The 21,153-nt window shown below is 36.6% G+C and carries 16 protein-coding genes; 2 read left to right on the forward strand and 14 right to left on the reverse strand.

What is annotated here, in order from left to right; all coding sequences use genetic code 11:
- Positions 1–276: 276 nt before the first annotated feature.
- The 5 genes from M0051_RS07430 to M0051_RS07450 all read right to left on the reverse strand — a co-directional run bounded on the left by M0051_RS07430 (position 277) and on the right by M0051_RS07450 (position 8,237).
- The gene (locus M0051_RS07430; protein ID WP_306740903.1) at positions 277–1,407 is read right to left on the reverse strand and encodes an amidohydrolase; all 1,131 of its coding nucleotides are present in this window, start codon (positions 1,405–1,407) and stop codon (positions 277–279) included.
- A gap of 489 nt (positions 1,408–1,896) precedes the next feature.
- Complete coding sequence (gene yidC / locus M0051_RS07435) at positions 1,897–3,747, reverse strand: membrane protein insertase YidC (protein ID WP_306740904.1); 1,851 nt, start codon at positions 3,745–3,747, stop codon at positions 1,897–1,899.
- 46 nt (positions 3,748–3,793) lie between these two features.
- Entirely contained in the window at positions 3,794–5,395 is a 1,602-nt protein-coding gene (locus tag M0051_RS07440) for a CTP synthase (protein WP_306740905.1), read from the reverse strand.
- Positions 5,396–5,581: 186 nt separating this feature from the next.
- Positions 5,582–7,504 carry a DUF349 domain-containing protein gene (locus M0051_RS07445; RefSeq protein ID WP_306740906.1) on the reverse strand — a complete coding sequence of 641 codons (1,923 nt, stop codon included), beginning with the start codon at positions 7,502–7,504 and terminating at the stop codon, positions 5,582–5,584.
- Between the two features lie 295 nt (positions 7,505–7,799).
- Positions 7,800–8,237, reverse strand: a complete 438-nt coding sequence (locus M0051_RS07450) for an Hsp20/alpha crystallin family protein (protein WP_306740907.1) — start codon at positions 8,235–8,237, stop codon at positions 7,800–7,802.
- A 270-nt stretch (positions 8,238–8,507) separates the two neighbouring features.
- Between M0051_RS07450 and trmD the strand changes: the two genes are divergently transcribed.
- The gene (trmD, locus tag M0051_RS07455) at positions 8,508–9,185 is read left to right on the forward strand and encodes a tRNA (guanosine(37)-N1)-methyltransferase TrmD (protein ID WP_120239071.1); all 678 of its coding nucleotides are present in this window, start codon (positions 8,508–8,510) and stop codon (positions 9,183–9,185) included.
- Between the two features lie 32 nt (positions 9,186–9,217).
- On the opposite strand, the gene rbr is transcribed toward trmD, so the two are convergent.
- Both rbr and M0051_RS07465 read right to left on the reverse strand, forming a co-directional pair.
- Positions 9,218–9,790, reverse strand: coding sequence for a rubrerythrin (gene rbr / locus M0051_RS07460; protein ID WP_306740908.1), 573 nt, complete (start codon positions 9,788–9,790; stop codon positions 9,218–9,220).
- Positions 9,791–9,866: 76 nt separating this feature from the next.
- Positions 9,867–10,094 carry a hypothetical protein gene (locus M0051_RS07465; RefSeq protein WP_306740909.1) on the reverse strand — a complete coding sequence of 76 codons (228 nt, stop codon included), beginning with the start codon at positions 10,092–10,094 and terminating at the stop codon, positions 9,867–9,869.
- Positions 10,095–10,283: 189 nt separating this feature from the next.
- Between M0051_RS07465 and M0051_RS07470 the strand changes: the two genes are divergently transcribed.
- Positions 10,284–11,033, forward strand: coding sequence for a hypothetical protein (locus M0051_RS07470; RefSeq protein WP_306740910.1), 750 nt, complete (start codon positions 10,284–10,286; stop codon positions 11,031–11,033).
- A 97-nt stretch (positions 11,034–11,130) separates the two neighbouring features.
- On the opposite strand, the gene M0051_RS07475 is transcribed toward M0051_RS07470, so the two are convergent.
- From M0051_RS07475 to cysQ, 7 genes are all read right to left on the reverse strand, one after another.
- The gene (locus M0051_RS07475) at positions 11,131–11,766 is read right to left on the reverse strand and encodes a 7-carboxy-7-deazaguanine synthase QueE (protein ID WP_306740911.1); all 636 of its coding nucleotides are present in this window, start codon (positions 11,764–11,766) and stop codon (positions 11,131–11,133) included.
- 128 nt (positions 11,767–11,894) lie between these two features.
- Positions 11,895–12,821 carry a hypothetical protein gene (locus M0051_RS07480; protein WP_306740912.1) on the reverse strand — a complete coding sequence of 309 codons (927 nt, stop codon included), beginning with the start codon at positions 12,819–12,821 and terminating at the stop codon, positions 11,895–11,897.
- A gap of 72 nt (positions 12,822–12,893) precedes the next feature.
- Positions 12,894–16,310, reverse strand: a complete 3,417-nt coding sequence (locus M0051_RS07485) for a PAS domain S-box protein (protein WP_306740913.1) — start codon at positions 16,308–16,310, stop codon at positions 12,894–12,896.
- A gap of 48 nt (positions 16,311–16,358) precedes the next feature.
- Complete coding sequence (locus M0051_RS07490; protein ID WP_306740914.1) at positions 16,359–16,820, reverse strand: Lrp/AsnC family transcriptional regulator; 462 nt, start codon at positions 16,818–16,820, stop codon at positions 16,359–16,361.
- A 273-nt stretch (positions 16,821–17,093) separates the two neighbouring features.
- A complete protein-coding gene (locus M0051_RS07495; protein ID WP_306740915.1) occupies positions 17,094–17,309 on the reverse strand; it encodes a hypothetical protein in 216 nt (71 codons plus the stop codon).
- A 172-nt stretch (positions 17,310–17,481) separates the two neighbouring features.
- On the reverse strand, positions 17,482–20,283 hold the full coding sequence (locus M0051_RS07500; RefSeq protein WP_306740916.1) for a S9 family peptidase: 2,802 nt from the start codon (positions 20,281–20,283) through the stop codon (positions 17,482–17,484).
- 45 nt (positions 20,284–20,328) lie between these two features.
- Positions 20,329–21,138, reverse strand: a complete 810-nt coding sequence (gene cysQ, locus M0051_RS07505) for a 3'(2'),5'-bisphosphate nucleotidase CysQ (protein WP_306740917.1) — start codon at positions 21,136–21,138, stop codon at positions 20,329–20,331.
- Positions 21,139–21,153 lie beyond the last annotated feature (15 nt).

Raw genomic sequence — 21,153 nt, forward strand, 5'->3', positions numbered from 1 at the left:
TGTGTTGGTTTAGTTATTTATAGTCCTCTAGCCGGACAGGCTCTGACTTTTTTCATTGATAAAAAAGTCAGCAAAAAATCTAGGGCGTGTAAGCCCAAACTTCTTCTACTTGAAAACCTTAAGTGCGGCGGGGTGATCATCTCTCCCGATTATGAATTTTGTTGCATTTGGCTCCCAAATGCTTACAAATTCTATTTCGGGACGAAGCTTCCTCTTCTTTCTAAAGGTTTTCTGCGGATAAGCAGCTTGTCCTTCCAATGCCCCATTGATCTGATATCATTTTCCATTTATTTTTTGGTACAGACCTGTAAAGATCGTGAGTCCTGTTTCGATAATTTCGTCGGGAAAATCGTAATCGGGATGGTGCAGGGCTGCCTGATCGAGGCCAGCTCCTAGGCCAAAAAATCCGCAAGTGTATTTCTGAGAGAAATAGCCAAAATCTTCGGACCACTTGAAGGGTTTATCCAGGTATTGATACGATAGATTGTGCTCTTCGGCCAAAGTTTGTAGCATGTCCACACATTCATCTTGATTTACCGTTGCCGGAAATTCTTCGTGGTAGGCAATGCCGCATTCCAGATTTTCTTCGGCAGCAATTCGATTTACAATCTCCTCCGATTTTTGAGTTAGAACCTTCATATCGGCATTCTCGAAAGAACGCAGGGTAATGCCCATTTCGCCACTCCCTGCCGAGGTTCCAAAGGACTGCTCCCCCATACGGATGTAGATAAAAGTAAGTAGGGTAAGATCGGAAAACAGGGCTTTGTTGTTAAGCAAATCGTTTAACTCACGACTGATTTTTGAGATGGCTATGGCCGGGTTTCTTCCCTTCTCAGGCTCTGCAGCATGCGATGTTTTTCCTTTCAATCGAATGGTCATTCCTTTCGATGCCGCAGAAAAACTTCCGCGTCGCAACAATATGGTATTGGTTTCCTGCCCAGGTACGTTGTGCAGGGCAAACATGTAATCGGGATTCAGATCGGCAAATTTAGGATGAAACAGTACATCTTTTGCTCCCTGTTCTACCTCCTCGGCAGGTTGAAAGAGCAGAATTACCTTGCCCTTTTGTGGTGGATTTTCTGCCAGCTGCTGTGCCAATCCAGCCAGTATGGCCATATGTCCATCATGTCCGCAGGCATGTGCCACTCCGTTGTAAATTGAGGCATACTTTACCCTCGTTTTTTCCTCTATTGGCAATGCATCCAATTCTGCACGAAAAACGGTAGTCTTGCCCGCCTTGGCTCCTTTAAATACAAATGCTCTTCCCGTATCTCCCAAATGGATGACTTCATGAGGTTGATATTCGTCCATAAAATCGACAATGGTTTGAGCAGTTTTGTATTCTTTGTTCGATAATTCGGGTTGTGAATGCAATTGGTGCCTTAAAGCAACAAGTTTTGTCTTCATTTTATGAGGTTTGTGTTAAGGTAGGTGAAAGATAGTGATAAATTGGGTTAAGTCCTCACATCTAAACCTCACCCTACCCCTCTTCTTGAGCTATTCTTTATATACAAATTGTGAATAAATATTTTGATTAGGTAATGATGAATCATTTATAGCATTTGCATGTTGAATGTTTCCCTTTTAGGGAACCGTAGCGGAGCGAAGCTCGTGAACACAATTGAAAATTGAGTTTAATGTGAACAAACTGTCGACGGACTAAAGGGTGAGAAAAGAATAATTTTATCCAAAATGCACCCCTCTGGCTGTCGCCATCTCCCCTAAAAGGGGAGAGCATGGTAATTAGGTGATTGTATATCTCATTCTTTGTCAAGTTATATTCACGAAAATAAATGTGTATAAAGAGTAGCTTCTCAAGGAGACGGCTGGAGGATGAGGTATAAGCACAAAAAAGCCCCACATAAAATGCGGGGCTGTATATAGAATCTAATGATCTTATTTTTTAGGAGGCTTGTAACCTCTTTGCTTTGCAGCTTCTTCCAAACGCTGTTGGAATTTCGATTTCTTAACTGGCTTCTTCTTGTTTGCCTCGATAGTTGCCAATACTTTGTCTTCGTCAACCATGTACTTACGGATTGCCCAAGTTTGAGCTACAGTAAATAATGTTGCAATAAAGTAGTAATACGAAAGACCTGATGCATAACCGTTAAACCAGAATAGGAACATTAGCGGCATTAAGTACATCATGGTTTGCATACCCGGCATTTGCTGCGATGACTGCATTTGGCTGTTCATACGAGTGTATACCAAGTTGGTAATTGCCATCAGCAAACAGAATAAACTGATGTGATCTCCATAGAATGGAATGTTGAATGGTAAATCAAGAATTGAATCGTATGATGATAAATCCTCAGCCCATAAGAAGCTCTTCTGGCGAAGCTCGATAGACGATGGGAAGAATCGGAACAGTGCAATCAGGATTGGAAACTGTACCAACATTGGCAAACATCCACCCATTGGGTTTACTCCTGCCTTTTTGTACAATGCCATGGTTGCCTGCTGGCGCTCCATTGCTTTATCCTTAGGGATTCTTTCGTTGATTTCATCGATTTGTGGTTTTAATACCTTCATCTTAGCAGTCGACATGTACGACTTGTAAGTTAATGGTGCTAAAATCAGCTTGATAATGATTGTTAAAATCAGAATGATGATACCATAGTTTGCAATGTGATTTTCCAAGAAGTTGAAAATTGGAATTACAAACCACTTGTTTACCCAAGCAAACATTTTCCATCCCAAATCAACCAATGCGTGCAATTCAATGTCTTTACCATACTTTCTCATGGTCTTGTACTTGTTCGGACCAAAGTAGAATTCCATTGGGTAGTTCTCTAATTGAGATCCCTGGTATGGTAATGAAATTGCAGCATCAAAATTCTTCAAGATAGGATCATCTTCTCCCATGTCAACAGATTTTAATTCAATCCCTTTGAATGAATCATCAGCAATCAGCACAGATGAGAAGAATTGTTGCTTAAAGCCAACCCACTTTACTTTTGTAGATAAGCTTTCCTCATCTTCTCCTGAAGGAGACATGTTATCTACATCATCTTCGAAAAACTTATAGTAGATATTGGTATACTGATTTTCGAACTTGCGACCCTTTTCCTGGCTAGGAATATCAGCTGCCCAGTTGAAAGTCAAATCTCTTTGATTCAAAGAAATTACATCCTGCATACCTACTACATTGATATCGAATGATACCATGTAAGAATCTGGCTCTAATGTATACTTGTACTCGATATACTTTCCTTCGCCTGCCATTAAACGCATGCTAACCATCTGCTGAGCAGTTGAAGCATCAACAGTTTTTACCGAGTTTACCGGAGTAAAAAACAAGTCCTGAGTATTCATTGGCTTGTTTTCAGCATAGAAAGTCAATCCGAATTTGGAATTTTTCTCACCCCAAAGCATCAACTTCTCTGCATCGTGAGTTTTGTAATCTTTCAACTCAACATTAGCGATCTTACCCCCTAAAGTATTGATGCTTAATTTCACCAATTTGTTTTCCAGGGTAATAATTTCCTCTTTTTGCTGAACTGCTCCGGCAAATGCTCCATATTCACTTTGAAGTGCTGCAGTATCTTGTTTCTTTTCTGCGTACTGCTTTTTCAAGGCCTCGACTCTTTCTGCTTCCAATTGCTCATTACGCAATCTTTCAACACGGGCAATCGAATCTCTGGTCTTCATGGCTTTGATTTCTTCATCTGATGGTTTTGTCAGGTATGTATACCCGATCAAAATCGCACCGATGATCACCAAGCCCCAAATCGAATTTCTATCCATATTCTATTATTTAATCTTTTCTAAGTAATGTATTGTAGTCTAAAGATTACTTTTCTATTGCTACTTTTACAAACTCAACAAACAATGGTTGAGGTTTGATAACCGTACTCTTGTATTCTGGGTGGAACTGTACACCAACAAACCATTTGTGGCCTTCCAGCTCTACCGCTTCAACCAAACCAGTATCTGGGTTCATACCTACAGCTTTCATACCTGCAGCTTCGAATTGCTCCAAATATTCGTTGTTGAACTCATAACGGTGACGGTGACGTTCCGAAATTTCTTTCTGCTTGTATGCAGTGAATGCTTTCGAATCTTCTTTTAAGATACAATCGTAAGCTCCCAAACGCATGGTACCACCTTTTTCGGTTACATTCTTCTGCTCCTCCATTAGGTTGATAACCGGATGTGGAGTTTTTGGATTCATTTCCAAAGAATCTGCACCTTCTAGTTTTAGAACGTTACGTGCAAACTCGATTACTGCAACCTGCATACCTAAACAAATACCCATGAATGGGATGTTGTTTTCGCGAGCATATTTTACAGCTAAAATCTTTCCTTCTAATCCGCGGTGACCAAATCCCGGTGCAACCAAAATACCTTTCAAGTCTTTCAACTCTTCCTGGTAATTTGCATCGTTCAATTTTTCAGAGTGAATCCACTCAATTTTCACTTTACACTCGTTAACCGAACCTGCATGAACAAATGATTCTGCAATTGATTTGTATGCATCGTGTAACTCAACATACTTACCAACCAAACCAATTTTCACTTCCGATTTAGGATTCTGAAGACGAGTTAAGAATTTAGTCCATTCTTTTAATTTTGGCTCTTTCTTCAAATCCAGCCCAAGCTTTTCACAAACGGTTTGGTCAAGCTTTTCTTCGCGCATTTTCAATGGCACTTCGTAAATGGTTGATACATCAATAGACTGAACTACAGCTTTTGGATCAACATTACAAAACAATGCTACTTTTCTACGAACATCAGTAGGCAATTCATGCTCTGTTCTTAACACCAATACCTCTGGTTGAACTCCTGTTTCCAACAAAGACTTTACGGAGTGCTGGGTTGGTTTGGTTTTCAACTCACCTGAAGCAGCAAGATATGGCACCAAAGTCAAATGAATTACCAAGGCATCGCGTCCAAGCTCCCACTTTAATTGACGAACTGCCTCGATATATGGTAATGATTCAATATCCCCCACAGTACCACCAATCTCTGTAATTACAACATCATACTTGTGTTTGGTTCCCAGCAGTTTGATGTTTCTTTTAATTTCATCAGTAATATGAGGAATAATCTGAACCGTTTTTCCTAAGAAATCCCCTTTTCTCTCTTTATTGATTACGTTACGATAAATTCTACCTGTAGTAACGTTGTTCGCCTGAGATGTAGGAGCATTTGTAAAACGTTCGTAGTGTCCCAAATCCAAATCAGTTTCTGCACCATCATCGGTAACGAAACACTCACCATGCTCATATGGATTTAATGTTCCTGGATCTACATTCAAATATGGATCTAACTTTTGGTTAGTTACAGAGTATCCTCTAGCCTGCAATAATTTAGCTAACGACGATGCTATAATTCCCTTTCCCAATGATGAGGTTACCCCACCTGTAACGAAGATGTATTTGGTTGTTGACACTTTATAAACTTTTTTAGTTGATTTATTAAAGCTGCAAAAGTAGTCAAATTATAGGTTTTTAGGAAACAAATTCAATGTTTCAAACTATCATTTGTTGATTTCTTTGCGTAAATAATAAATTCTCAAACATGAAAAAAGCATTCCCGCTTCGAGAAATGCTTTTAAACGTACATATGTAATACAAATTTAAGAAACCAAACCGTCAATAACTTTTAGCTTTTCATTCAGGATAGCAAGGTTTTGTTTTCCTCTCTCAATCTTCTCTTCAATTTCGTTTACAACACTCGAATTCTTTGATGAAGAGAAAAATCCAACATTGTTTTCCCAAAGGGCAATATCACTCTCCAATTGCCTAATTTTATTTACAATCTTATTTCTCTCGATAATGATCTTATCCTCGGAATTACTCATAGTCAAGAAAGTATCAATCTTCGATTTAAATTTCTGAACCTCCTTGTTGTCACTATCCATATTCATTCTATCATACAAACCATTAATGGCTTTTCTGAAAGCTTCTTGCACCTTATCCTTCTTCTTGTATGGCACATGACCAATTTTCGACCATTCTTTTTGGAACTGACGCAAAGCATTTAAATTGCTATCGTTATCCTCTCCAAGTTCGAAAGCTTTTACTTTTTCGATTAATGCTTCTTTCAGTTTCAAGTTCTCTACTTGCCCGGCATCTGCATTATCGAAATGTTCCGATTTGTTATTAAAAAACTTATCGCAAGCAGCACGGAAACGAACCCAAAGATCCTCGGAAACTTTTCTTGGCACAGGACCAATATGTTTCCATTCTTTCTGTATGGCAATCAATTTATTTGTAGTCTCTTTCCAATCCTGACTATCCTGTAAATTTTCCGCAATGGCACAAAGCTCCTTCTTTTTCACCAAATTCGCATTTAACTTCTCTTTCAAAACCATGTAAAAGTCGCGCTTCCTGTCGAAATATAGATCACAGGCCGCTCTAAATCTTTGATAAATTCTGTTGTTATCTTTCTTAGGAGCGAAACCAATGGTTCTCCATTCTTTTTGGAGATCAATAATTTCTTTCGAACTGGAATTCCACTCTTTATGAGAACCAATCGCTCGATTGGCTATTTCTTCCGCTTTTTCGCAAAGAACTGTCTTTTTGGCCAAATTATTTTTCTGCTCAGATTTTAAGCCTTCGTAATACTCTTGATGCTTACGATTGATAACTGTTGTGGCTTCTTTAAACCTTGCCCATAATTTTTCTTTCTCTTCACGTGGCACCGGCCCAATCTCCCTCCACTGTCCATGGTACTTTTGAAGTGTGTTAAATGCCTTCACCGCTGAGGATTCATTCAATAACTTCTCCGCTTCTTCGCAAAGTTTAATTTTGGAAGCCATGTTCTTTTTGAGATCCAAGTCACGAAGTTCTTTGTTGATTTTAATGTAATCGTAGAAGTTCTCTACATGATGGTGGTAATTATCCCACAAGTTTTTTAATGCTTGTTGTGGTACCATTCCAATTTCATGCCATTTCTTTTGTAAAGCCCTAAATTCATGGAAAGTTTTATCGAATGATTCTTTTCTGTTTACCAGCTCTTTTATATCCTCAATTATCTGGTATTTCTTTTTTAGGTTATCTTCCTTTTCCTGTTCTATATTGCGGTTTAATTCTGACTTTTTCTCTTTAAACTTTTGCAACATTTCACGAACCTGAACTTCTAACTCATCCGTGCCAAAATCAAATTCCTCTTCAACACCGCCATCTGCAATAAACTTTTGCTTTGCAGCTTCAACCTCTTCTTTGTGCTTTTTATAAAAGTTTCGTTTTATTGCCTCTACTTTTTCTTTTATTGCTGATAGGGATTCATTTTCGAGAAGTAATGTCAAGCGATTCTTCAATTCACCTTTCTCCATTAATGTGTAGTCAGGTTCTTTTTGAAGTTCAGAACCCTTTTTTGAAGCAGATTCAGAATTATCATCTGTATCGCTGTCTAGTTTCGATTGCGAAGATTCTCCACTAACATTATCTTCTTTTAAATTTTCGGTTTCATGAGAATCTGCAACATTATCTTTCGCTTCTAAATTTTCATTCAATTCATTCTCATGTGAGGGATTTGACAGGTCTGGTGCTTTCATGTAAATTGAGTTAGATTAAGTTTCGCACAAGGCAAAACTCGCGTTAACAATACCACCTAAAAGAAAACTTTTAAGCCTACTCTTACGAATTTAACTAATTAAGTGCTAATCCTCAAAGATTTTAAATATTTTCTTATCCTTTTAAAATAAAGAGGTTCATGCAATACATGAACCTCTCAACCAAAACAAACTAATTAACCGAGCTAAATTTCTCCTCTTATTCGGAAAAATTCTTCTTCTTTAAACCTTACTATTTATTATGAATATTACCTACTCTAGCCATTTATCACTTCCTCTATTTGATCTCGATATTATGAACTTCAGGCTTATTTTCTTCAATTTTTGGAAGCACAATATTTAACATCCCATTTACTACTTCAGCAGAAATATTCTGTTGATTGATTGTATCAGCCAACTTGAAACTACGCTCGAATTTGTATACTCCAAATTCTCTTCTTAAGTACTTTTTATCTTCTTTTGTCTCTTTCTTTTCTGCCGAGATTTTAATTGAACCATTTTCTACCTTAATACTCACATCTTCTTTTGCAAAACCCGGAATAGCAACCTCTATCAGATAGTAATCTTCCTCTTCGATAACGTTAGTTGCCGGACGAAAACCACTTTCTCTTTCAACAGCAGATTTAAAACTATCCTGAGTTTCTTTAAACAATTGATTCATTAATTGATTTGTAAAAAAATCATTTTGTCTTTTTCCATATCTTAATAATGTCATAACTCTAATCTCCTATACTTTTTATTAATTCTTCGGTTCCGGATTCCGATTCCTTACTTTTTCAAATTCGATGACTAATCTTCAAACGGCATACCATCACTAAAAACAATTCAAATCGTCAGCTTTCCTCTTATTATCTCATGTCACATTGTCTTTATTTACACAAAACCACCTGTCATATTGTCCACATTGAATGATTTATCATCTTCATTTTCTATTTTCTTGCATCACTTGCAAGTGATATATACTTTTACACAAAATTTAGAATTAATGAGAATCGATATATTAACTGTTGTTCCAGAATTATTGGAAAGTCCTTTGAATCATTCAATAATTCAACGAGCAAAAGATAAAGGCGTAGTTGAAATACACATTCATAACATCCGTGATTTTTCGGAAGACAAACACAATAAAGTTGATGATTACGCATTTAGTGGCGGAGCTGGCATGGTAATGCGATTAGAGCCAGTTGTTAAGGCAATTGAACATTTAACCGATCAAAGAGAGTATGATGAAATCATTTTCACAACTCCAGATGGTGAACAGTTCGAACAAAAAACTGCAAATACGCTATCGCTAAAGGAAAATATTATAATACTTTGTGGTCACTACAAAGGAATTGATCAAAGAATCAGAGATCATTTTATTACCAAAGAAATTTCGATAGGAGACTTTGTTCTTACCGGAGGTGAACTTGCAGCTGCAGTAATTACGGACAGTGTTGTTCGTTTGATTCCCGGAGCAATGAACGATGAAACGTCTGCTCTTACCGACTCTTTCCAGGATAATTTGTTGTCACCACCAATCTATACCAGACCTGCTGAGTTTAGAGGATGGAAAGTACCGGAAATTTTACTTTCGGGAGACCATAAAAAAATTGAGCAATGGCAAGAAGAACAAGCCTATTTAAGAACTAAAAAATTACGTCCTGATTTATTGGATGAATAAGAAAGGCTCCTTAAAGGAGCCTTTTCTTTTTATTAATAGTTTTTCGCTTTTTTCTCGAAATATGCTTGAGGATGTTCACAAGCAGGACACATATTTGGAGCTTTAGTACCTTCATGAACATAACCACAGTTACGACAATACCATTCTTCCTTTTCTTCTGATTCAAATACTTTTTCAGCTTCAAGATTACTTAAAAGCTTTAAGTATCTTTCTTCATGCATTTTTTCAACCTTTGAAATCAATTTAAAAGCAGTAGCAACTTTTTTAAAACCTTCTTCTTCAGCGATTCGTGCGAACTCTGGATACAATTCAGTATACTCTTCATTTTCTCCGCTAGCAGCTGCTTTTAAGTTTTCGGCAGTGGTTCCAATAACTCCCGCTGGAAATGCTGCAGTAATTTCAACTTCTCCCCCTTCTAAAAATTTGAAGAATCTTTTTGCATGCTGCATTTCTTGCTCAGCTGTTTCCATAAAGATTGCAGAAATTTGCTCATAACCTTCTTTTTTAGCTTGCTTTGCAAAGTAAGTATATCTGCTTCTTGCCTGAGATTCTCCAGCAAACGCTTTCAATAAATTCTTCTCGGTTTGTGTTCCTTTTATGCTCATAATTATTATTTATTGATTTTGATTTTTGATATACAAATATCTTGATTTTTTACCACAACATAAAAGCAATCTAATACTAATCAAACAATTTATACTGATTACAAAATAGGTTAACATTCAAATCAAGCTTAATTTGAAGCAAAGTTAGCACGGAAACACGCAAGATATTATTATTAAGTCTTTCAAAAATAAAGACACTTTCCACAAAAAAAATCACTTTTACCCAAACACCCCCTAAATTTAAAACCTTTACGCAGTTTTTTTTAGTGTTTTTATTAAAAACACCCCTGTTTTTATTTGTCATTTTGAATATTTTTTGATTATTTTTGATTCGCACCCCCAGTTCGTTAGGGTTAGAATTAGAAATTAGTTGATTTGCACCAGCACTTACCCCTTTACAAAAGGGGTAAGTGTTATTTTTTTAGTAAAAACCACAATTTATTTAATCGAGATATTACTATTTACCTTAATTATTAATCTAAAACCCATTATTATGATGAGAACTAAAAAGTTAATTACATTACTTATTGGAGTTACTATAAGCACAAGCTCCTTATTCGCTCAAAATAAAAAAGGTGAAATTTCCTTGGGGGCTGACCTTATGAGCAGATACATTTGGAGAGGTACTCAATTTTCAACTGGTCCTGTAATTCAACCAGGAATTGAATACAGTAAGGGAGCATTTGCAATTGGCGCATGGGGGTCGTATTCCTTCAACGGTGATAATGACGGAGCAGAAGCAGACATGTACATTTCGTATCGTTTTGCAGACAATTTATTTACTGTAAGCCTTACCGATTATTTCTTCCCAAATGATCAAATTGCAGCAAACAACTCTTATTTCGATTTCAAAAAAGAATCAACAGGTCATATTCTTGAAGGAAGTATTGTCTTTAATGGCACCAAAAGCTTTCCCATTAGCATTATGGCAGCAATGAACTTTTGGGGAGCAGATCAAGATGTAAATGGTGATCAGCAATATTCCTTATACATTGAACTAGGACATAGCTTTATCTATAAAGATGTTAATATTGACTTATTTGCGGGTCTCACTACTTTCGATGCAGATGAGGACGAAGGAGAATCCGGTTTTTACGGGGATACAGCTGGCTTTGTAAACTTAGGATTTACAGCATCAAAGGAAGTAGCAATTACAGAAAAGTTTTCACTTCCACTTTCAGCTTCCGTTATTGCTAACCCAATGGCCGAAAATCTATTTTTAGTGTTTGGAGTATCATTTTAATCGCAATATTCTTCCAATTATTTAATTGATTAGCTTAGGACAAAGAAGGGCATTCAAAATTTTGAATGCCCTTCTTTCTTGTTCTTCTATATATCCTTTATGGTATTCTCATAAACTTATGAGACTGTAAAGAAATATTCCATCTCGGATTATTCTTCACGTACTCAACTATTGGTTTCACATTGTGAACATACTGACTCCATTCGGACTGTAGATACAATAAGCAATCATCACCTACATTTTTAGCCAACTCTTCTGCCCATTCGAAATCTTTTTCCAAATCGTAAATAATGACTTTAAGCTCATTAGCCTTTTGATAAGACGATGGTACCGGCAATTTATTTCTCTTTGGCGATAAACAAATCCAATCCCATTCTCCACTAATTTCGTATGCCCCTGAAGTTTCAAGGAAATTCTCAATATTGTGTTTCTTCAGTTCCGTGCATAAAGGCTCCAAGTTATATAAAGATGGTTCTCCACCAGTTACAACTACCGATTTAGCAGGAGATTCAACGGCTTTTCTTACCACCTCTTCAACTGAAATTAGTCTATGCTCGGCAGGATTCCATGAGATTTTACTATCACACCAACGACATCCAATATCACAACCACCAATTCGAATAAAATATGCAGGCTTACCAGTATGATACCCCTCACCTTGGATGGTATAGAAATCCTCAACCAGAGGCAAATCTGTTCCTTTGTCGAATATTTCTTTGTATTTATCTTTCAAAACCTTCTTCCTTTCTTATAAAACAATCTTAAAACTGTGGTTGTTTAGCAAATTGGGCTACAAAATTAGAAGCTTTTTAAGGAATTCAAAATCAAAGCAAGAGATTATTTGATACATCAACCCAAAGGTTAGTTCTTAATCCATTTCTTCCATTCAATTTTATATACAGCTTGTGCCTGCTTGGTTGCTTCTGTATTAATAAGCAATTCATTGGTATCAGTAAAAACAACACCTTCTGTTTGAGCTCCTCCCAACGAACTCAAATCCAATCGAACATGTTCTCCTCCAAAGAAGTCAGAATCGATAAAGTTGAAATAAAGAATCATGTAGGTCCTATAGTTTTTATAGCCTATCAAAGCTACAATCTTACCATCCTGACTAATATCCGCTCCCGTAACCATAAAATCGGTATCAAATTCAGCTTTTGGACTCAAATCGTGATGCTTTACAGATTTTTCCATCACATACATTCTGGTTTTCTGATTTTTCCAATTTTTAGTAAAGAAATACAGAGAATCTCCATAGGATAAGAAAGCTTCACAATCAAAATTATGATTGTGCTTTTTACGCTTGAACTCCCTTTGGTCAGCCCATGCAAAACTAATCACATCAGCTGAAACACTTACCTCTGCTCTATCATCAATTTCAGATTTGTCTACCCTGAAAAGTTTTAGATCCTTGCGAGTTCCATTGTTATTTCCAAATTCACCAATGTAAAAATACTTCTGGTCTTCAGCCAATGCCTCCCAATCCTGATTCGAAATCCCCTCGATATTCAGTTGCTGTTTTAACTCTCCATTTTTATTGTAAGCATATAAAGTGGCAGCTCCTCCACTATCATTATTTACCCAAATCAAATCGTTGTGCCAAATCATTCCCGATTGTTCATCCACCTGATTTGGCAATTGGTCCGAAATTAAAATTGGATCGTATTTTACCAAGTTGTAATTTTCTCGTTCACTACTGATGAATTCCTCCTTATTTACTTGAGAAGAGTGACGACAAGAGATTAGTAGAATAACTAACAGGCTTAATGTGTAGGTATAGTGTTTCACAATATATTGTTTTTAGTGAGAAACAAATCTGTGAAATTTAAATGAATATTAAAAATATTTAGAATAAGTCCACTAATTATCGGCTATATGGCTTTGCAACAACTCAAACAACTTAATTCTATCGATAGGCTTTGTAATATATGCAACACAACCTGAATCTATAGCTTTCTGCCTATCTCCTTTTAATGCATATGCCGTTTGTGCAATAATTGGCAAGCTTGGTTTTTGTTCCAATATCTTTTTAGTAGCATGATAGCCATCCAAATGAGGTATTTTAACATCCATTAAGACCAAATCAATTTCTGGATGTGATTGCACCATGTCCACAGCAGAAACACCATTCTTTGCCCAGAATACATTTGCATTAGTAGGCATTAAAATCTCTTCCAGTAAATCGTAATTTATCTCAACATCCTCAACTATCAAAATACTTTTCCCCTTCAAATTCGGTGTTTGTATAGAGCTTAGCATTTCACATTCCTTAGAATCAGGTATAGTTACTACATCATTTAATTTGAAATAGAAACACGATCCCTTGCCTTTTTCAGATTCCAGCCAAAGTTCGCCATCCAGCAAATTTGCTATCTCTTTACAAATTGCCAAACCAAGACCAACACCAGACTGCAATCCCCAATACGGCTCTTCCACCTGGCGGAAAATATCAAATATCACTTCTTTATGCTCGTTAGAAATACCAATCCCAGTATCCGAAACAAAGAATACAATATTATTATCATGAATTTTGCATCCGTAATCAATTTGTCCTGCATCTGTGTACTTGATGGCATTATTTAAAAGATTAGTTATCAACTGCATTACTTTGGTCCTGTCTGAAGTGATGAAAATATCGCATTCGCTGCAGGATTTAAAGTTGGTTTCTACTTCTTTTTTATTATACTTTTTTACCTCAGCTTTTACATACTGCTGGATAGTATTAAACATTTCGAGCAACGAGAACTGATTAACATTTAATTTCACCTCCTTGGCTTGCAGTAACGAAACTTCGAAAATGGATTCAATAATTCTTAACAGATGCTTTCCACTTGCTTTCACAATACCATTCCACTTTTCTATTTTACCGGGTGGTGATTCTGGCTTTAACAATGTACTAAAGCCAATTATTGCATTTAAAGGTGTTCTTAACTCATGAGACATGGACGCCAAAAATGTTGATTTTAGCTGATCACTCTCTTCCGCCTTTTCTTTTGCAAAAATCAGTTCCTGTTCATATCGCTTTCGGCTGAGAACACCAGCCAACATATCTGTAAAAGTTTTGATGTGAATCACATCGGTCTTATTCCATTTTTTAAAATTAGTTACGGCATCAAAAACAACACAACCAAGTATATTTTCTTGGGTAATTAATGGAAATACCAAAAGGGATTTCACCACTTTCCTTGGATCATATTCGAAATTGCCAAAAGCATGAGCTGGTAGTTTTTTAATATCATCCACTACAACGCTTTTATGCTTCTTAAACCTTTCAATCCACCAAGAAAACCCTTCACTTAGCATTAGTTTTGGATTATCAAATCGAGCGACTTTCTCATTAGCAAACCACTCATGAGTCCTTTCAAGGTATTTTTGATTATTGCTTACCAAAAACATATAGGCCCTATCGGCCTTTGTATGTCTGGCAATTTTCTCTAATGCGGAATCAATCGCACTATCAATATCCTCAACTGGAGCACTCACCAAATCGGCAGATATTTTACTGAGTAGTTTCTCAATCCTCGCTTTTCGGGCCAATTCAGTTTCTGCTTTTTTCTGTTTGCTAATGTCTCGAACCACGGTTTGAATGTATTTTTCTCCTTTGAGGTTGATTAAGTTCGCCGTCAACTCAACAGGAAACTCTACACCTTCCTTCGTACGATGCCATGTGCGCATAAAGAAACTACCCAACTCTTCGATAATTTCTTTTATCTCGTCAACTTTCTCTTTGTTTAGTACACCTTTGCGAGCAATATCCTTTGGATTAAGATTTCTGAACTCCTCTTTTGTATATCCATACCGATCAACAGCAGTATCATTCACCTCAATAAAGTTCTGTAAATCCTCACCTTTCCAAGGATACACAAAAACCGCTTCGTTTAGAGAATTGAATAGCAATCGAAACTTACTTTCACTTAATGCAAGCTTCTGTTCCGCATGCTTTCTTTCAGTAATGTCTGTGATGTAACCTTCAATAAAAAGTGGTTTATCCATCCTGTCTTTTATGGTAAGACCTTGCTCAAACACCCACCTCTGCTTGCCTGATTTGGTGACAATTCTGTATTCTATAGAAAATCTTTCATCCTTATCACTTGCTGTAAAAACCTCCTGGGCTACATAATCTCTATCATCGGGATGAATAATATCATTAAAAGCCAAACTGGCATTGTAATTTAGTTCTTCTGCAGTATAGCCAGTAAGCTCATTTACCCCCTCACTAACAAATAGCATTGTCCAGTATTCATCAGCCAGGCAGCGGTAGGCCATACCTTTGAGGTTTCCAATTAAAGTAGTTAATCTTCTTGTAGCTTCAATTACTTTTCGCTGCGAACGCTTTTGCTCTGTTACATCACGAATAATTACAGTAACTTCTTTTTCTCCAATCGAACTTAGGCGAAATTCGTAGAAACAAACACCTTTATTCTCTACATTTTTTCGATAATCAAATATTTGAACTTGCCTTGAATCAAAAGCCTCTTCCATTGCATCCGAAAATTTTTCTCGCAATTCCTGGTCAAACAAATTCCTAATATTAACATTATCCATGCCTTGAGGATATACAAATAGTCCATTGGGTTTTTCGTGTAGGTCAATGATCTTACCATCACGTGTAACTCGAATGATTAAATCAGGTATGGTTTCAAGTAGTGCTTTGGCTTTTGCTTCTCCATTTTTTATCTGTTGATCCGCTTCAATTTTAGCCGTAATGTCTTCAAAAATGGTAAAAACCTTTGTGGGTTTGTCGGTCTGTTTGTCCAACATTGGCGTTGCAGTTACACTTAGCCAAATGTAATCCTGCTTTTCAAGGTTAAACACTCCTAAAGTAGAATTTGAAACTTCCTTTCTTGTATCTAATGCTACTTTTGCAGGATGGGTATTTACATCCATTAATGTACCATCGGGCAAAATATTCTTCATTCTGGGTTCAAAGCTGTCTATCCCAAGTAAATCTTTAATAGGTTGACCCAATATTTTCGATGCTGCTGGATTTGCATAGCTTATTTTCCCATCCGCATCTCTAATAATTATACCCTGTCCTGTAGATTTAAAAAGCAGATTGTATTCGTCGCTGGTTCTGGTATTTTTAAGCTCATTTGCCAAATAAGTATTTTCAGAATCTAGAGCAGATATCTGCTTTTGCAATTGCTCTATCTGTTCCTGATACTCAAACAGTCGCTTTTCAAATTCATCCGGCGATATATTCTCAAAACTTTCCGTCATTCCTGATCTTACATTAAATACCAAATTCGCAATCCATACTAAGTTAATAAAAATCACATCAAGTATTTAATCTAATCGGCAAAAGAATTCTGAAATTAAATTAAATTAAATGTAATATTCAGAAGTATGCTTTATCTCTTTAATTACAAATGTACTATTCAGTACACCAATATTCTTTATTTTAGACAGTTTATAACGAACAAATTCGTGATATTCTTCAAGACTCTTTACGTGAATTTTTAAAATAAAATCGACTTGACCTGCCATGTGGTAACACTCCTGAACTTCCTTTAAATCCTGAATTTGCTCCTCAAATTCATCAATAAAAGTCTCATCATGATAGCGCATGGAAACCTGACAAATGGCTGTTACACTTCGTTCAATTCTTTTCTTATCGAGAATGGCCACGTACTTTTTAATGAATCCCTGATTCTCCAACCTTCTGATTCTTTCATACACTGGCGAAGGAGTTAGATTCAACATACTAGCAATCTCTTTTGCTGTTTTCTTTGAGTCGGTTTGCAATATTCTAAGAATGGTTTTATCAGTCTGATCAAGCTTATCCATAAAAGAAATTTTTACTCTGATTTATAACGTTTGCGGAAACGTAAAAGTAGTTTTATCTATAAAGTGTCACAATATCGGTAAATTTTACTCATTTGAACAAAAACACTATGTTTTTTATCGGAAAGACCTTTACTTTGTCAGTATATAACACTGGAAACAACAACAAATACTCATATAATGTCAGCTATTTAATAGCTAAACAAACACAACACACTTAACTAACAATTAGGGTTAATATAAACACCTTTATTCTCTCAGGATAAAGGTGTTTTTTTATGCACTTCCAATTTGGGAAAGGCTATATTTTTCCATTTTAAACTTCCCCAGTCTGGGGAAGGACTCTTTTTTTTCATTTTGCATTTCCCCAAGCTGGGGAAGGCTTTTTATTTTCAATTGGAGCTTCCCCAAGCTGGGAAGGGCTCTCTTTTTTCGTTTTCTCCTTTTCCCAAACTGGGGAAGCCTTTCTTTTTTCAGTTCGAGTTTCCCCAAGCTGGGGAAGGTCTCTTTTTTTTAAACGGGCTTTCCCCAACTTGGGGAAGGCGTTTTTTTTCAAAATTGACTTCCCCAAAATCCAAAACTTGTCTTTTTTTCCAAAAAAAATCACTGCATAAAAAAATGCGCCTCAAAACTGTGACGCATCCTTCTATATTAATTTCAGGTTCTATTTCTTTAATTCATAACCATCCATTTTTCCTTTTTTAACTGCAGGAATCCCATCAGTCATCCAAACCGGAGCAGGTTTTCCCTTCAAATAATAATCGAAGAATTGCATGGTTCTAATCGATAAGTCCATTCGGTTAGGACGTTTTCTTAAGTTATGCTCCTCGTTGTTATAGGTTAGCATCCAACATGGTTTTTGCAAACGGCGCATTGCTACAAACAACTCGATTCCCTGATACCATGGTACCGCACCATCGTTATCGTTGTGCATAATTAAAAGCGGAGTTTTAATTTTTGGCGCGAAGAAAACCGGCGAATTTTCGATGTACTGCAAAGTACTGTTCCAAAGCGTTCCTCCAATTCTACTTTGAGTACGTTCGTACTGGAACATACGGCTCATACCGCTCCCCCAACGGATTCCACCATATGCTGATGTCATATTACTTACAGGAGCTCCCGCCATTGCACATTTGTACAAATCGGTTCTGGTTACCAGGTAAGCAATTTGATATCCACCCCAGCTTTGTCCTTGCAAGGCAACATTTTCTTTATCGATAAAATCATAACGATCCATCATTGCCAATGTTCCTGTAACAATTGAGCTATAAGCCGATTCTCCAGGATATCCAACCTTGTGATAAGTGATATCTGGCATGAAAATAAGATAGCCATTGCTTACACAATAACTTGGATTAATGATAGACCAATTTGGCTGTGGCACATGATAATTGTGTAATCGATCAGATGTTCTTTCGTAGAAATACACTAACATCGGGTATTTTTTGTTGGGATCGAAATCTTCTGGCTTGTACAATAAACCTTGTAATTTCTCCCCATCTCCTGATGTCCAATCAACCAATTCAACATTACCCCAGTTGATATTCTTTTGCTGTGGATTCGCATCAGACACTTTAGTTTGATTCGAAAAATTCAATTTACTGGTCCAAAGGTTTGGATAATCAACGAAAGTTGATCGTTTGAACATGATTTGTTCAGCAGTTTTTGCCTTTTCCACACCATATAACTTGGCATCTTCGAACACAATTTGTTTCGGATCATCCTCTCTTTTCAGTTGATAATAGCCCGATTTTTTATTGAACTCATGAAATGCACTTAAAAGAACTGGCTTTTTCAAATCAATAAACAATTCCTCATCATCCAATTTCACGTAATCAAAACAGATATTGTTTCTGCGACCAAAACCATTAGTCAAATTCACTGCCGGTTTCATCCCCGCCGGATCAATCATCCAAAAATCGTAACGGTCTTGAATGATTACATTCTTATCGCCTTTGGTCCACCCTACTATTCCATATGGATTTGGATCGTTTGGAGTATCGTGAGTTTCGCTGTAGAAATTCGCATTGATTTTTTTGGTTAAAGCAACTGTTTTTTTGCTTTCAATCTGGTAAGAATACCAGATGCTATCTTGAGTTTCGTACCACAATAAATATTTCTGAGCTGGAGAAATACGAACATCTGAATTTTTCTTTTCCAGAATCAATTCTCTCTTACCCGTACTGGTATTTACAAGATAATAATCGGAATACCAATCGTCCCACGAAGTTAATTGCTGATATGGAAGAGGTGAATTACCCAATGCCAATTCAGAGTTTCCATGATCATACAATTCAACACTACGCATATCTTTATCTGCCAGCTGAACCAGTTTATTGTTTTTAGTGTGATATACAGCCATCCAAGTTCGCTTTTTCTCTTTCTCGGCCTGCACTTTTTGTTGTGGCTGCAACAATGGATCTTTCCAGTTCCATACATCAACATGGTATTTTTCCTCATCCAACAAGCTATCTTTCACCTCTTTTTCTGGCTTTGGAGCAACGCCAAAGTACAGTTTCTCGCCATCTCTCGAGAAAGAAATTCTTCCATTTTTGCTTACTGTCCAATTCTCCTGAATTTCACGAGACAAAGTATCAACAATACGTTTGCTATTGCTAGCTAGATTGCCATAATACAATTCGTAACATTTGTTTTTAGTTGTATCGGCAGTAAAAATAAAAGAAATCTGATCTCCGTTCGCCGAAATGGTCGCTTTATCTGCCTCTCCCACTTTCTCGAAAACCTGGTTTATTTCCTCTGCTTTTCCATCAAAGGTTTTAACCATTGCAGTTTGTGTGCTATCTCCAACCGACTGAATAAAATTTACAGCATTTCCATTTATGGATAGTGCATAATCGGTTACATCTTCAAAGTTAAATTCCTTACCATTTACAAAGTTCTTGACAACAAGCTTACCCTTTTTAATCTTGTCTTTCCCATTCTTTTTCTTAGGCTTTTTAACTTCTACCGAATCCTTTGCCAAACTATCTTTTTCTTCCTTTGGCATTTCCAAATAGTAAGCCATCCATTCCCCTTTTTCCTCTGGCATTTGGAAAGATTTTAACTCCGGTAATTTCACCAATTCCTTATTGCTTAAATTCCAAATCCCAATAGAATCTTTTGGCATATCCTTCTTATCAACTTTATCTAATTTGGCCTGACGAACTGTGTCATATTGAGCTTTAATTTTAAAAGTTAAGATTTCTGATTTTGGTGAAAATTCAGCCTGAAATCCTCTGGCTATTGAGTCCAATTTTTTCGTTTTTACCTGGTACAGATAAAGAAATCCATCCCCCTTTTGTGGATTTACTTCATAGGTTATCCATTCTCCATTGGCAGAAATCTTCTGATTCTTTAAATTTTTCCATCCATCATAATCAGTATGCTTCAATGGTACTTTTTGCGCATAGGCTGTTACTTGAATCATAAGCAAACAGACCAATACGGCTTTTAATAAATTTCTCATTTCTTCTTAGTTGTAGGTTGATTTATAGGTTAATTTCCAATGAATCTAGCGAGTGCAAATAAAACTCGGATTCATCAAGTCCTTTTTGTTATATTTTAATTCTAAATTGGTATTGTACTGCAATACTTTACCTCCCGAAGCTTTAACGATAGCATGACCAGCAGCTGTATCCCATTCCATTATCGGACCAAACCTAGGATAAACATCTGCTTTATTTTCAGCAATCATGCAAAGTTTCAGCGAACTTCCTTTCGAAATCAGCTTCACCTCGTTTTTATCTTGCTTCCATTTCTCGATAAACTGTTTGGTTTCTTCGTTCATATGCGATCGGGAACCAACAATAAGCGTTTCATTGCGTTCATTCTTCAAAGGTAGTCTATCGGCTTTGTGAACCAACGCATCTAAATCTTTATCCCATTCACTTATTTTATCTATTCGATAAGCTCCTAATTCCACATCGGCAAAATACAGCTGCTCATATACGGGAACGTAAATCACACCTGAAACTGGTGTTTCTTTATCTACCAGTGCAATATTTACCGTGAACTCATCATTTCGTTTTATGAATTCTTTGGTTCCATCAAGCGGATCAACAATCCAGCATTGTTCCCATTTCTGCCTCTCTTCATAATTCAAATGTTCACCTTCCTCGCTTAAAATAGGAATTCCCAAATTATCGATAACAGAAACAATGGCATTATGAGCCCTCTGATCAGCTATGGTTAAAGGTGTATTATCCGATTTTAATTGTACCTGAAAATCTTCGGATTCGTACACATCCAGAATTTCTTTTCCTGCCAATAAAGATGCCGAAATTGCATCAACCAAAAGCTTTTTTCTTCTACTAAAATTCATGAATAGATTGTCGAA

Source organism: Marinifilum sp. D714, from assembly GCF_030851345.1.
Lineage (GTDB): Bacteria > Bacteroidota > Bacteroidia > Bacteroidales > Marinifilaceae > Marinifilum.

Coding starts and splice junctions, on each gene's coding strand:
- rbr (WP_306740908.1), bottom strand. CDS start 9,790: ATGAGCATAAAAGGAACACAAACCGAGAAGAATTTATTGAAAGCGTTT.
- M0051_RS07450 (WP_306740907.1), bottom strand. CDS start 8,237: ATGACATTATTAAGATATGGAAAAAGACAAAATGATTTTTTTACAAAT.
- M0051_RS07445 (WP_306740906.1), bottom strand. CDS start 7,504: ATGAAAGCACCAGACCTGTCAAATCCCTCACATGAGAATGAATTGAAT.
- cysQ (WP_306740917.1), bottom strand. CDS start 21,138: ATGAATTTTAGTAGAAGAAAAAAGCTTTTGGTTGATGCAATTTCGGCA.
- M0051_RS07430 (WP_306740903.1), bottom strand. CDS start 1,407: ATGAAGACAAAACTTGTTGCTTTAAGGCACCAATTGCATTCACAACCC.
- M0051_RS07465 (WP_306740909.1), bottom strand. CDS start 10,094: ATGACAAATAAAAACAGGGGTGTTTTTAATAAAAACACTAAAAAAAAC.
- yidC (WP_306740904.1), bottom strand. CDS start 3,747: ATGGATAGAAATTCGATTTGGGGCTTGGTGATCATCGGTGCGATTTTG.
- M0051_RS07490 (WP_306740914.1), bottom strand. CDS start 16,820: ATGGATAAGCTTGATCAGACTGATAAAACCATTCTTAGAATATTGCAA.
- trmD (WP_120239071.1), top strand. CDS start 8,508: ATGAGAATCGATATATTAACTGTTGTTCCAGAATTATTGGAAAGTCCT.
- M0051_RS07470 (WP_306740910.1), top strand. CDS start 10,284: ATGATGAGAACTAAAAAGTTAATTACATTACTTATTGGAGTTACTATA.
- M0051_RS07500 (WP_306740916.1), bottom strand. CDS start 20,283: ATGAGAAATTTATTAAAAGCCGTATTGGTCTGTTTGCTTATGATTCAA.